We start from the raw sequence: 12,748 nt of genomic DNA on the forward strand, positions 1-12,748 counted from the left end.
GTCGCGGGTCCTCTGCGGCATCGGTATCGGTACGGTCGTCGCCCCCCAGGGTATCCGGCCGCCCCGGGTAAGGTCTCCACCCCCGGGTGGTAGCCGTTCTCAGCCGAGCGCGGCCCGCACCGCCGCCGCCACCTCGCCGGCCCGGTCGGCGGCCAGCGGACGGCCCGCCGGGTCGGTCAGGTAGAACGAGTCGACGGCCTCCGCGCCCAGCGTGCAGACGTGCGCGGTGCGCACCCGCACGCCCGCCCCGTCCAGCGCCCGGCCGATCCGGTGCAGCAGCCCGGGGGCGTCGTGCGCGCGGACCTCCAGCACCGTCGCGGTCGCCGAGGCCGCCGCGGGGGCGACCGCGACGACCGGCGGCGGGGTGGGGACGCCCCGGCGGCGCGGGGCCGCGGCGTCCCGCTCGGCGAGCCGCCGGGCGACGTCCAGCGAGCCGTCCAGCGCCCGGCGCAGGTCGGCCCGCAGCCGGGCGGCCTCCGGCAGCTCGCCGTACTCGGCCGCCACCCGCCAGGACAGCAGCAGCACCGGGCCCGCGCCGACCGGGTCCAGCTCGCGCAGCCCGGCCGAGCGGACGGCCAGCCGGTGCAGCGCGAGCACCCCGGCGGCGGTGCCGAGCAGCCCGGGGCGGTCCGGGACCGCCAGGTTCAGCTCGACGCCCATCGGCTCGACGCCGGGCTCCGCCCCCTCGGAGCGGGCCCGCAGCGACAGGGCCGGCCGGCCGGTGCGGGCGGCCTCGACCGCGAGCCGCTCCTGCTCGGCGGTCGGCGCCGCCTCCACCCGTGGAGCGGCCGCTCCGGCCAGCCGGTCCGCCACCCGGGCCACCAGCGCGTCCACCAGCGAGGCCCGCCAGCCGCTCCAGGCCGCCGGGCCGGTCGCCAGCGCGTCCGCCTCGGTGAGCGCGCGCAGCAGCTCCAGCTCGGGAAGGGTGGTGACCGCCTTGGCGACCGCCTCGGCGGTGGCCGGGTCGTCCGGATCGCGCCGGGTCGCGGTGTCCACCAGCGTCAGGTGGTGGCGGACCAGCACCGCCAGGGTCTCGGTGTCCTCGGGGCCGAAGCCCATCCGGGCGCCCAGGTCGCGGACGATCACCTCGCCGGCCTCGCAGTGGTCCCCCGGCCAGCCCTTGCCGATGTCGTGCAGCAGCGCGGCGACCAGCAGCAGGTCCGGCCGGGCCACCCGGCGGGTCATCGCGGCGGCCCGCACCGCCGTCTCCACCAGGTGCCGGTCGACCGTCCAGCGGTGCACCGCGTTGCGCTGCGGACGGCAGCGCACCCGCTCCCAGTCCGGGAGCAGCCGGTGGACCAGCCCCTGCGCCTCCAGCGCCTCCCACACCGGGACGGCCGCCTCCCCGGCGCCCAGCAGGGTGACCAGCTGCTCGCGCGCCTCGTCCGGCCAGGGCACCGGCAGCGGGCGGCACTCGGCGGCCAGCCGGCGCACGGTGGCGTGCGAGACGGTCAGCCCGTTCTGCGCGGCGGCGGCCGCGGCGCGCAGCGGCAGCACCGGGTCGGCGGCCGGGCGGGCGCCCCGGGCGAGCACCGCCTCGCCGTCCTGCTCGACCACGCCCTCGGCGAGCGGCCGCCGCTCGACCGCGCCCCGGGCCACCGCGCCGCCGCCCCGGCCCGCGCCGGCGAACGGGATGCGCGGCCGGCGGCCGCCCCGGGGCGCGAGCACCCGCTCCACCGCCCGCCAGGTGACGTCGCCCGCGTACGCGACGGTGCGGGCCGCCTCGTAGACCCGGCGCAGCAGGGTGTCGGCGTCCAGCAGCCCGAGCCGCTCGGCGACCTGGTCCTGGTCCTGGAGGGCGAGCCGGTCGGTGGCCCGGCCGGTGGCCAGGTGCAGCGCGTCGCGCACGTCGGCCAGCCACCGCGCGGCGGCGTCCAGGCCGTCCCGGGGCGCGTCGGCCAGCCAGGTGGCGGCGATCGCGTCCAGCACCACGACGTCGCGCAGCCCGCCGCGGGCCTCCTTGAGGTCGGGCTCCAGCAGGAAGGACAGCTCCCCCTGCCGTTCGGCCCGCTCGCGGACCAGCTCGCGCAGCTCGGGCAGGCGCGTACGGGCACGCGCGCGCCAGTCGGTGAGCACCGCGGCGCGCAGCCCGTCGGTGAGCGCCCGGTCCCCGGCGAGGTGCCGGGCGTCCAGCAGGCCCAGCTGGGCCTTGAGGTCGCCGGCGGCGACCGAGCGGGCCTGTGCGACGGTGCGCACCGCGTGGTCGAGCCGCAGGCCCGCGTCCCAGACCGGGTACCAGATCCGCTCGGGCACCTCCTGGGCGACCGGGCCCTCGTGCAGCAGCAGGACGTCCAGGTCGCTGCGCGGGGACAGCTCGCCGCGCCCGTAGCCGCCCACCGCGACCAGTGCGACGCCGGGCGGGGCGCCGGCGGCCGCCAGCAGCCCGGCCAGCCAGTCGTCGGTGAGCCGGGCGAGCGCCCGGCGGCGGGGCCGGCCGCCGGGGCCGGGGCCGGCGAGCAGGGCGGCCCGGGCGGCGGCGTGGCCGGCCGGGTCGCGGGGGTCGGCGGGGCCGAAGGGGCCGGTCTCGGTGGTCATGCGCGTGGATCCCGTCCGTCGTGCCGGTGGACCGTCCTGCTGGGAAACGCCCTACGCGGGGGTGGGCCGACCGGCTGCCGGGGCCGGGGCCGGAGGACCCGGGGTCCTACAGCGCGTCCGGGCCGCGCTCGCCGGTGCGGACCCGTACGGCGGTGTCGACCGGGACGCTCCACACCTTCCCGTCGCCGATCTTCCCCGTCCGGGCGGCCTTCACCAGGACGTCGATCAGGTCCTCGGCGTCCTCGTCCTCGACCAGGACCTCGATCCTGACCTTCGGGACCAGGTCCACGGTGTACTCGGCGCCCCGGTACACCTCGGTGTGGCCGCGCTGGCGGCCGTAGCCGCTGGCCTCGGTGACGGTCAGGCCGTGGACCCCGAAGGCCTGGAGGGCGGCCTTCACCTCGTCCAGTCGGTACGGCTTGATCACGGCGGTGATGAGCTTCATCGGGCGTCGACCTCGGTCCTCTTCTCGGCGGGCTTCACGGCGGGCTCGGCAACGGTCCTGGCGGCGGGCTCCGCCGCACGCTCCGCGGCGGGCTCCGCACCGGCGGGCCGCTCGGCAGCGGCGGAGCCCGCGGCAGCGGCGGCCAGGCCCGGCAGGGCCCGGGCCAGACCCGCCCCCACCGCGCTGAAATCGTAGGCGGACTCGGCGTGTTCGGCCTGGTCGATGCCGGCCACCTCGACCTCCGCGGGGACCCGGAAGCCGATCAGCCGGTCGACCGCCTTGGCGAGCAGCCAGGACAGCGCGAAGGAGTACGCCGCGACCACCGCCACGCCCAGCGCCTGCTTGCCCAGCTGCCCGAACCCGCCCCCGTAGAACAGGCCCTTGACCTCCTGGCCGACCCCGCCGGTGGCGAACAGGCCGACCAGCAGGGAGCCGACCGCCCCGCCGACCGCGTGCACGCCCACCACGTCCAGCGAGTCGTCGAAGCCCCACCGGTACTTGAGCGAGACGGCGGCGCAGCAGACCGCGCCCGCGACCAGCCCGATCGCCACCGCGCCCAGCGGGCTGACCGAGCCGCAGGCCGGGGTGATCGCGACCAGCCCGGCCACCGCGCCGGAGGCCGCGCCCAGCGTGGTGCAGGCGCCGTGCCTGAACCGCTCGTAGACCAGCCAGCCGACCAGCGCCGCGCCGGTGGCGACCTGGGTGTTGACCATCGCCATCGCGGCGACGCCGTTGGCGGCCAGCGCCGAGCCCGCGTTGAAGCCGAACCAGCCGAACCAGAGCAGCCCGGAGCCGAGCATCACCAGCGGCAGGCTGTGCGGGCGCATCGGGTCCTTCCGGAAGCCGACCCGCCTGCCCAGCACCAGGCAGAGCGCGAGGCCGGCGACGCCCGCGTTGATGTGCACGGCGGTCCCGCCGGCGAAGTCGATCACACCGTTGCGGTCGCCCAGCCAGCCGCCGTGGCCGCCGTCGAAGAAGAACACCCAGTGCGCGACGGGGAAGTAGACGACCGTCACCCAGAGCGCGATGAACAGGCCCCAGGCGGTGAACCTCGCACGGTCCGCGACGGCGCCGCTGATCAGCGCCGGGGTGATGACCGCGAACATCAGCTGGAAGAGCGCGAAGGCGGTGACCGGGATGGTGCCGGTCAGCTCGTTCAGGCCGAGGCCGCGCATCCCGAGGTGGTCCAGGTTGCCGATCAGTCCGGCGAAGGAGTCGGACCCGAAGGAGAGGGAGTAGCCGTAGAGGACCCACAGCACGCTGACGACGCCGAGCGACAGGAAGCTCATCGCCAGCATGTTCAGCGTGCTCTTGGCCCTGACCATGCCCCCGTAGAAGAAGGCCAGCCCTGGGGTCATCAGCATGACCAGGGCCGCACTGATGAGTACGAAGGCGGTGTCGCCCGCGCTGAAGCCGTCCGGCATCGGCGTCTCCTCTGCGTCCAGGCCGATCCGCGCCCGGGGGCCCGTCCCGTGGTGCCGCCCGGGGTGTCGGCGTTGAGAGGAGCGTGCCGAAGGCTGGTTTCGGCCGGTGTGGCCGGTTGTTTCACCGCCGTGACGCGTGCGACGCGCGGGTTACGGCTGCGTGAACCGCGACCGCCCACCGGCCACCGGACGCCGGACATGCCACCGACCGTGGCGGCGGCGGCCGCCACGGTCGGTGGAGCTGGGGGGACGGGCCCGGCGCTCCCGGGCCCGGTCCGGCCGGTGCAGCCGGACCGCCGGAGGCCCCGGTCAGACCACCGAGACGTACTCCGGGATGTCCTGGACCACCCGCTCCTTGAGCCGGCTCACCGCGTCCACGCCCTTGAACCGGGCCGCCGCGGCCTCCGTGGTCTTGCGCACCCGGGAGTTCAGCCGCTCCGAGCGCACCTTGGTGGCGATGTCCACCGCCTGCTCGGCCATCACCACCGCCTGCTCGGCCTCCTTCTGCAGCAGGTGGACGCTGGCCATGCCGATCAGGTTGAAGGCGTACGAGCGCACGTGGTCGGCGTCCTGCCGGAAGAGGTCGACCGCGGTCTCCATCACCGGAGCGGACAGCGAGGCGTAGAGCTCGGCGTTGTCCGAGTGGTAGGCGAGGTCGCGGAAGGAGTGCGCGTTCTCGGCGTTCAGCTCGGCCGGCGAGAAGAACTTCAGCCAGTCCGGGTCCTGGTCCCCCTCCCGGATGTCGGTGAAGGTGTCCTCGGCCAGCCGGATCGCCCGGGCGCAGCGGTTGACCTCGCCGATGGTGGCGTAGGCGCGCGCCTCCATCGCGTACAGCAGGGACTGCTGGCGCGGGGTGGCGGTGTCCCGGCTGCCGTACTGGGCCAGGTGGATGAGCTCCAGGGCGTCCTCGCCCCGGTTGAGGTGGATCATCTGGCGGCTCATGTCGGTGAGGATCAGCGCACCGAACGGGCGGTCGCCGGCCTCCTTGGCCGCGTGCAGGGCGAGCACGTAGTACTTCTGCGCGCTGGGGTGCATCCCGACGTCGTAGGACATCCACCCGGCCAGGTGGGCGAGTTCGGCGGTGAGCCGGAACAGCCGCTTGGTGGTGTCCTCGCTGTACGTCTCCTGGAGCAGGTCGGTGACCTCGTGCAGCTGGCCGACGACGGCCTTGCGGCGCAGCCCGCCGCCGTTCTGCGCGTCCCACTGCCGGAACATGACCGTGGTCTGCTCCAGCAGTTCGAGCTCGGGCTCGGAGAGCCGGCCGGTGAAGGCCTCGCCGCCGTTGGCCGCGGTGAGGATCGGGGTGGGCACGCCGGTCGGGCCGGGGGTCAGCCAGCGCTGCATCGGCTCGATCAGCGCGGCGCCCGCGGTCAGCGCCAGCGAGGTGCCGAGGAAGCCCCGGCGGTTGAGCATGAGGTCGCTGCGGGAGTAGTCGCTGATCAGCTGGACGGTCTGCTGGCCGCTCCACGGCAGGTCGACGCCGCCGCCGGCGGTCGAGACCGGGATCGCGGCGCGCAGGCCGAGGTCCTCGATCGAGACCACCGAGCCGAACCGCTCGGAGAAGAGTTCCGACATGATCTTGGGAATCGGCTCCCGGGGCTGTTCGCCGTCGAGCCAGCGGCGCACCCGCGAGGTGTCGGTCGACACGTGGTGGGCACCGATCTGCCGCGCCCGGCGGTTGACCTGCCGGGCCAACTCGCCCTTGGACCAACCGCTGCGGGCGAACCACGTGGTCAGCTTCTCATTCGGTTGCTTCTCTGCCATGGGTAACGTCCCCATCCCGCCCGGCCCCTGGAGGGGCCCCCGATCGTGACCGCCCGACGGTTGCGGGCTCTTGCCAGACGTGTCGTGTCCAGGTGTTGCTGCCGTGCCGCGAGGCCGCCGAACCGCGGCGGCCTCGCACTGGTGTGCCATCGTTACGGACGATCCGTCAGATTCCCAACTCCCGTACCCACGGCCCGGGCAGACTCCTCGACGACATCCGCACGCTGAACGTAGTGCCCCGCGAGGGGCCGGTGGGAGCGGCCCTGGCGAAACGCCACCTTTCGCCACCCCCAGGAGTGAACCGAAGCCCGGGAGCGCACGCTTCACTTGGGGAGTCCCAACGGCTCGGCATATGCGGGCCGCCAAGGCCCCCGGCGCATCCCGGCGGACCCGACGGGCATCGCAATCCACCGCAGCCACAGGCGAGTTCACCGTCCACTCGGGACGGCGGCAGCCCCACGCACACGACGATCCGGCATCGGCACCGACCCCACAAGACGGCGCCCGAGGCGCACCGCCGGAACAGGCGCACACCACGCGCTGCGCGCCGCCACCGCACCACGCACCACACGACCGACAATCGACACACAGTCACCGTCCCGTAACCATCGGCAACGAGAACCTGTTGGGGGAGGCATGGACAACCTGTTCGGCGAACTTCGACTGGGGCACCTGCGGCTGGCGCCGCGGGGCGCGCGCCGCCGCACCAAGGTCACCGCGTCCCAGGCCGCCGCGGAGTACACGGGCCGCTGGGGCTGGGCAGTCGTCACCGGCGATCCGGCCGCCGGCGCCACCGGCCCCGTCCGCTGCCCCTGCGGCTCCCCCCGCTGCGCCGCCCCCGGGCTGCACCCGTCGCCGGGCGGCGCCGGGCGGCTCCGCGCCACGCGCGCCGAGGGCTCGGTGCTGTTCCCCACCGGCCGTGACTTCGACGTCCTGGACGTCCCGGAGCAGGCCGGCCTCCAGGCCCTGGTCCGGCTGGAGCGGATGGGCACCCAGGTGGGCCCGGTGCTCGCCGCCCCCACCGGCCGCCTCCAGTTCCTGGTCGCGGCCGGTACCGCCCGGCGGCTGCCCGACCTGCTGTACCGGATGGGCTGGGACGACGCCGAGCTCGACCTCACCTGCCACGGCGAGGGCGGCTACGTCGCCGCCCCGCCCACCGTGCTCGGCGGCCTCGGCCCGGTCCGCTGGCTGCGCCGCCCCACCCGCGACAACGCGGGCTGCCCGCCGGAGGCCCGGCTGCTGCTCGGCACCCTCGCGTACGCCTGCCACCGCAGCCGCGAGCGCACCGGCGAGCCGGCCTGGCTGGCCTCCTGAGCATCCCCGCCGCCCCGGCAGCACCTCCGCCCCGACGGTACGCCACCCCCGGACCACCCCCGGAGCACTCCCCCGCCCCGGTACGCGAAAGGGCCCGCTCCCCCTGGAGGGAGCGGGCCCTTCACGCAATTCACGCGCTCCACGCGCTCCCGCGCGGCATCCGCGCGGCTCGTGGTCAGTCCCCGATCAGCGCGTCCACGAACGCGCCCGGCTCGAACGGCGCCAGGTCGTCCGCGCCCTCGCCCAGCCCGATCAGCTTGACCGGCACGCCCAGCTCGCGCTGGACCGCGACCACGATGCCGCCCTTGGCGGTGCCGTCCAGCTTGGTCAGCACGATGCCGGTGATGTCGACCACCTCGGCGAACACCCGGGCCTGGATCAGCCCGTTCTGGCCGGTGGTGGCGTCCAGCACCAGCAGGACCTCGTCGACCGGGCCGTGCTTCTCGACGACCCGCTTCACCTTGCCCAGCTCGTCCATCAGGCCGGTCTTGGTGTGCAGACGGCCGGCGGTGTCGATCAGCACGGTGTCCGCGCCCTCGGCGATGCCCTCCTTGACCGCGTCGAAGGCGATCGAGGCCGGGTCCCCGCCCTCCGGGCCGCGCACGGTGCGCGCGCCCACCCGCTCGCCCCAGGTCTGGAGCTGGTCGGCGGCGGCGGCGCGGAAGGTGTCGGCGGCGCCGAGCACCACCGTCCGGCCGTCGGCGACCAGGACGCGGGCCAGCTTGCCGGTGGTGGTGGTCTTGCCGACGCCGTTGACGCCGACCACCAGGACCACCGCCGGGCCCTGCTCGTGCTTGGTGGAGCGGACGGCGCGGTCGGCGTCCTTGCCGACCAGCTCGACCAGCTCCTCGCGCAGCAGGGCGCGCAGTTCCTCGGGGGTGCGGGTGCCGAGCACCTTCACCCGGGTGCGCAGCCGCTCGACCAGCTCCTGGGTCGGCGCGACGCCGACGTCCGCGGTGAGCAGCGTCTCCTCGATCTCCTCCCAGGTGTCCTCGTCCAGGTGCTCCCGGGAGAGCAGCGAGAGCAGGCCCTTGCCGAGCGAGTTCTGCGAACGGGAGAGCCGCGAGCGCAGCCGGACCAGCCGGCCGGCGGTGGGCTCGGGGACCTCGACGGCGGGAGCCGCCTCGGCCTCGGCGGGAACGACCTCGACGACCTCGACGGTCTCGGGGGCCTCGGCCTCCGGCGGGAGTTCCACCTCCTCGACGGTGCGGCGGGGTGCCTCCGTCGGCGGCGCGGACTCCTCGCCGACCTGGGGCTCCCGCGGGGTGGGCTTCGGCGCCGTGATGACCGGCGCCTGCGACTTCGGGGGCAGCTGCTGGCGTCGTCTGCCGGAAACGACGAGGCCCGCGATCGCGCCGACGGCGACCACGGCGATGACTACGGCAAGAATCACGTATTCCATAACCGCTCCAGTATCCGCGACCGGAGCCCGGATGGACCGCAGCCGTCCCGCGCCGCTGCGCCGCGGCCGCTCGGCGCCGCCCCGCCGCGCCCGCCCTACGCCGGTGCGGCGCCGATCCTCCCCGGCCGCCGTTCGCGCTCCGCTCCCCCGGCCCGGCGGCCGGCCGGCACCGCCTCGCGCAGCCGCTGGCTGATCACCTGGGAGATGCCGTCGCCCTTCATGGTGACGCCGTACAGGGCGTCGGCCGACTCCATGGTGAGCTTCTGGTGGGTGATCACGATCAGCTGGGAGCTCTCCCGCAGCTCCTCCATGATCCCGATCAGCCGGCGCAGGTTGGTCTCGTCCAGCGCCGCCTCCACCTCGTCCATCACGTAGAACGGGCTGGGCCGGGCCTTGAAGATCGCCACCAGCACGGCCACCGCGGTCAGCGAGCGCTCGCCGCCGGACAGCAGCGACAGCCGCTTGACCTTCTTGCCCGGCGGGCGGGCCTCCACCTCGACCCCGGTGCCGAGCATGTCGTCCGGGTCCGTCAGCACCAGCCGCCCCTCCCCTCCCGGGAAGAGCCGGGCGAAGACGCCCTCGAACTGGGCGGCGGTGTCGTGGAACGCCGAGGTGAACAGCTCCTGGACCCGCTGGTCCACGTCCCGGACGATGTCCAGCAGGTCGCGCCGGCTGCGCTTGAGGTCGTCCAGCTGCTCGCCGAGGAAGCGGTGGCGCTCCTCCAGCGCGGTGAACTCCTCCAGCGCCAGCGGGTTGACCTTGCCGAGCTGCTGGTACGCCTTCTCGGCCGCCCGCAGCCGCTTCTCCTGCTCCGCCCGGACGTACGGGTACGGCTCGCCGGGCTCCCCGCCCTCCTCGGTGGCCCCGGGCGGGACGGGCTGGTCCGGCCCGTACGAGGCGAGCAGCTCGCCGCCGTCGAGGCCGAACTCCTCCAGCGCGCGGGACTCCAGCTGCTCGATCCGCAGCCGCTTCTCGGCCCGCAGCACCTCGTCCCGGTGCCCGGCGTCGACCAGCTTGTCCAGCTCCTCCTTGAGCCCCCGGCCGTGCTCGCGGTGCTCGCGCAGCTCCCGCTCGCGCTCGGTGCGCGCCTGTTCGACGGCCGCGCGCTCGGCGTCCGCCCGGGCCAGCGCCCCCTCCAGGCGGGCCAGCAGCTGCCCGGCGCCGGACGCGACGGCCTGTGCCACCGAGGCGTCGTGCTCGGCGCGCCGGCGGCGCTCGGCGGCCCGGGCCCGGGCCTCGCGCTCGGCCCTGGCGGCCCGGTCCAGCTGGTCGGCCCGGCCGGCCAGGGCGCGGACCCGCTCCTCGTGGGTGCGCACCGCGAGCCGGGCCTCCAGCTCGGCCTGCCGGGAGTCGCTCGCGGCCGCGGCCAGCCGCTGCTGCTCGGCGGTGTCCGGCTCGTCCTCCCCGGCCTCGGCCGACTCCTCGGCGGCGGCCAGGCGACGTGCCAGTTCCTCGGCTCCGTCGAGCAGTTCGGCCAGCCCCTGGTCGGCCCGCGCGGCGGCGGCGGACAGCCGCTCGGCCTCCTCGGCGGCGGCGCGGGCCTGCCCGCCGAGCCGCCCGAGGGCCCCGGCGACCTCGGCCCGCTCCTTCTCCTCCTGCCGCCGCCGCTCGGCCAGTCGCTCCACCTCGGCGGCCGACTCCGCGCGCAGCTCCGCGAGCCGGGCCAGCCGCTCGGCCGACTCCTCGCAGCGGACGGTGAGCTCCGCGATCGCCCGGGCCGCCTCGTCCACCGCCGCCCGGGTCTCCAGCAAGCTCGGCACCCCGGCCGACCCGCCCTGGGCGAAGCCCGCGCCGAGCCGGTCCCCGTCGGCGGTGACGGCGCAGAGCTCGGGGCGCCCGGCGACCAGCCGCAGCGCCGCGTCCAGGTCCGCGACCACCACCACCCCGGCCAGCAGCCGGCCCACCGCACCGGTCAACTCCGCCGGTCCGTCGACGAGTTCGGCCGCCCAGCGGGCCCCTTCGGGCAGCTCCCCGACCGCCTCCGCCGGCCCGGCGGCACCGGCGATCAGCAGCGCGGCCCGGCCGGCCTCCTCGGCCCGCAGCAGCCGCAGCGCCCCGGCGGCGGCGACCGGCGAGTCGACGGCCACCGCGTCGGCCGCCGCACCGAGCGCCGCGGCGAGCGGCACCTCGTACCCCGCCTCGATCCGCAGCAGCGCGGCCGCCGGGCCGAGCACCCCGCCGAGGCGCTCCGCCGCGTCCAGCAGGGCGCCGGTGCCGTCCTTGCGGCGCAGCCCGAGGGCGAGCGCCTCGTGCCGCGCGGTCAGCCCGGCCCGCTCCCGCTCGGCGGCGCCGGCTGCCTCCCGGGCCGCGGCCAGCTCCCCCTCGACGGCGGCCAGCCGCTCGCGCGCCCGCCGGTACCGGGCCTCGGCCTGCTCGTCGGCCCCGGCCGCGCCGTCCACCTGCCGGCGCAGCTCGGCCAGTTCCTCCCGGGCGGCCCCGGCGCGCAGCAGGGCCTCGTCCCTGGCCTCGGCGAGCCGGCCGGTCTCGGCCTGCGCCGCGGCGGCCCGGGACCGCGCGGCGGCGGCCTGCCCCTGGAGCCGGGCCAGGCCCTCCCGGCGGTCGGCGATCGCCCGGGCGGCGTCCCGCAGCCGGCGCTCCTCGGCGGCCAGCTCCCGTTCCAGCCCGCCCTTGCGCTCGACCGCCTCGGCCAGCGCGTACCGGGCCTCCTCCAGGGCCTCGGCCAGCGCGGCCTCCTCCTCGCGGATGCGCGCGGCCTCCCGCTCCGTCTCCTCCGGATCGCGCCCGCGCCGCTCCTCCCCCCGGCCTCCGGCGACGGCGTGCCGGGCGCGCGCCTCGGCCAGCCCGACGGTGCCCCGGGTGCGCTCGGCGAGCGCGGAGAGCCGGTACCACGTCTGCCGGGCGGCCTCCAGGCTCGGGCCGAGCTGCTCGACCTGCGCCTCCAGGACGCGCTCGCGCTGCACCGCCCGGGCCAGCTCCTGCTCGACGGTGGTGCGGCGCAGCCGCAGCGCCAGCTCGTCCGCGACCTCGGCCTCGACGGCCCGGCGCAGCGCACCCAGGTCGTCGGCGAGCAGCCGCAGCCGGGCGTCGCGCAGGTCGGCCTGGATGCCGGCCGCCCGGCGGGCGATCCGGGCCTGCCGGCCGAGCGGGCCGAGCTGGCGGCGCAGTTCGGCCACCAGGTCCTGGACCCGGTTGAGGTTGGCCTGCATCGCGTCCAGCTTCCGCAGCGCCTTCTCCTTGCGCTTGCGGTGCTTGAGGACGCCGGCCGCCTCCTCGATGAAGGCGCGCCGGCCCATCGGGTCGGCGTGCAGGACGGAGTCCAGCTGCCCCTGCCCGACGATGACGTGCATCTCGCGGCCGATGCCGGAGTCGGAGAGCAGCTCCTGGATGTCCAGCAGGCGGCAGGTCTCGCCGTTGAGCGCGTACTCGCTGCCGCCGTTGCGGAACATCGTCCGGGTGATCGTCACCTCGGAGTAGTCGATCGGCAGGGCGCCGTCGGTGTTGTCGATGGTGAGGCTGACCTCGGCGCGGCCGAGCGGGGCGCGCCCGCTCGTCCCGGCGAAGATGACGTCCTCCATCTTGCCGCCGCGCAGCGACTTGGCCCCCTGCTCGCCCATCACCCAGGACAGCGCGTCGACCACGTTCGACTTGCCGGAGCCGTTCGGGCCGACGACGCAGGTGATGCCGGGCTCGAAGCGCAGGGTGGTGCTGGAGGCGAAGGACTTGAACCCGCGCAGCGTCAGGCTCTTCAGGTGCACGCGGCCGGTCTCCTCAATCGCTCACACGACAGGAACCGACTGTATCCGGAGCCGGACACGACGAAGGGACGCCACATCCGGGCGTCCCTTGCAAGCTGCGTCCCTTGCGGGGCGACTCAGTGCACAGCGGCGTCGATCGGCCAGGACC

The 12,748-nt window shown here is 76.1% G+C and carries 7 protein-coding genes; 1 reads left to right on the forward strand and 6 read right to left on the reverse strand.

Annotation, left to right across the window (positions count from 1 at the left end):
- Positions 1-99: 99 nt before the first annotated feature.
- The 4 genes from ACH5AR_RS30665 to ACH5AR_RS30680 all read right to left on the reverse strand — a co-directional run bounded on the left by ACH5AR_RS30665 (position 100) and on the right by ACH5AR_RS30680 (position 6,168).
- On the reverse strand, positions 100-2,535 hold the full coding sequence (locus ACH5AR_RS30665) for a [protein-PII] uridylyltransferase (protein ID WP_396304789.1): 2,436 nt from the start codon (positions 2,533-2,535) through the stop codon (positions 100-102).
- A gap of 106 nt (positions 2,536-2,641) precedes the next feature.
- Positions 2,642-2,980: a P-II family nitrogen regulator gene (locus ACH5AR_RS30670; RefSeq protein WP_359829808.1), complete on the reverse strand. Its 339-nt coding sequence runs from the start codon at positions 2,978-2,980 to the stop codon at positions 2,642-2,644.
- Positions 2,977-4,404 carry an ammonium transporter gene (locus ACH5AR_RS30675; RefSeq protein WP_396304790.1) on the reverse strand — a complete coding sequence of 476 codons (1,428 nt, stop codon included), beginning with the start codon at positions 4,402-4,404 and terminating at the stop codon, positions 2,977-2,979. The genes ACH5AR_RS30670 and ACH5AR_RS30675 overlap by 4 nt, the downstream gene beginning before the upstream one ends.
- A gap of 309 nt (positions 4,405-4,713) precedes the next feature.
- A complete protein-coding gene (locus ACH5AR_RS30680; protein ID WP_396304791.1) occupies positions 4,714-6,168 on the reverse strand; it encodes a hypothetical protein in 1,455 nt (484 codons plus the stop codon).
- Between the two features lie 636 nt (positions 6,169-6,804).
- On the opposite strand from ACH5AR_RS30680, the gene ACH5AR_RS30685 reads away from it, so the two are divergent.
- Entirely contained in the window at positions 6,805-7,482 is a 678-nt protein-coding gene (locus tag ACH5AR_RS30685; RefSeq protein WP_396304792.1) for a bifunctional DNA primase/polymerase, read from the forward strand.
- Positions 7,483-7,657: 175 nt separating this feature from the next.
- Here the strand turns inward: ACH5AR_RS30685 and ftsY are convergent, their stop codons facing one another.
- Together ftsY and smc are read right to left on the reverse strand one after the other, a co-directional pair.
- The gene (gene ftsY / locus ACH5AR_RS30690) at positions 7,658-8,884 is read right to left on the reverse strand and encodes a signal recognition particle-docking protein FtsY (protein WP_396304793.1); all 1,227 of its coding nucleotides are present in this window, start codon (positions 8,882-8,884) and stop codon (positions 7,658-7,660) included.
- Positions 8,885-8,979: 95 nt separating this feature from the next.
- Positions 8,980-12,600 (reverse strand): chromosome segregation protein SMC, encoded by a 3,621-nt coding sequence (gene smc / locus ACH5AR_RS30695; protein WP_396304794.1) that lies wholly within the window; start codon positions 12,598-12,600, stop codon positions 8,980-8,982.
- Positions 12,601-12,748 lie beyond the last annotated feature (148 nt).

The sequence above is a fragment of the Kitasatospora sp. NPDC018619 genome (assembly GCF_044391605.1).
In the GTDB taxonomy this organism is placed as follows: Bacteria; Actinomycetota; Actinomycetes; order Streptomycetales; family Streptomycetaceae; genus Kitasatospora.

Bases quoted from the DNA above. Each gene is read 5' to 3' on its own strand.
- ftsY (WP_396304793.1), bottom strand. From the start codon at position 8,884: ATGGAATACGTGATTCTTGCCGTAGTCATCGCCGTGGTCGCCGTCGGC.
- ACH5AR_RS30670 (WP_359829808.1), bottom strand. From the start codon at position 2,980: ATGAAGCTCATCACCGCCGTGATCAAGCCGTACCGACTGGACGAGGTG.
- ACH5AR_RS30685 (WP_396304792.1), top strand. From the start codon at position 6,805: ATGGACAACCTGTTCGGCGAACTTCGACTGGGGCACCTGCGGCTGGCG.
- ACH5AR_RS30665 (WP_396304789.1), bottom strand. From the start codon at position 2,535: ATGACCACCGAGACCGGCCCCTTCGGCCCCGCCGACCCCCGCGACCCG.
- ACH5AR_RS30680 (WP_396304791.1), bottom strand. From the start codon at position 6,168: ATGGCAGAGAAGCAACCGAATGAGAAGCTGACCACGTGGTTCGCCCGC.
- ACH5AR_RS30675 (WP_396304790.1), bottom strand. From the start codon at position 4,404: ATGCCGGACGGCTTCAGCGCGGGCGACACCGCCTTCGTACTCATCAGT.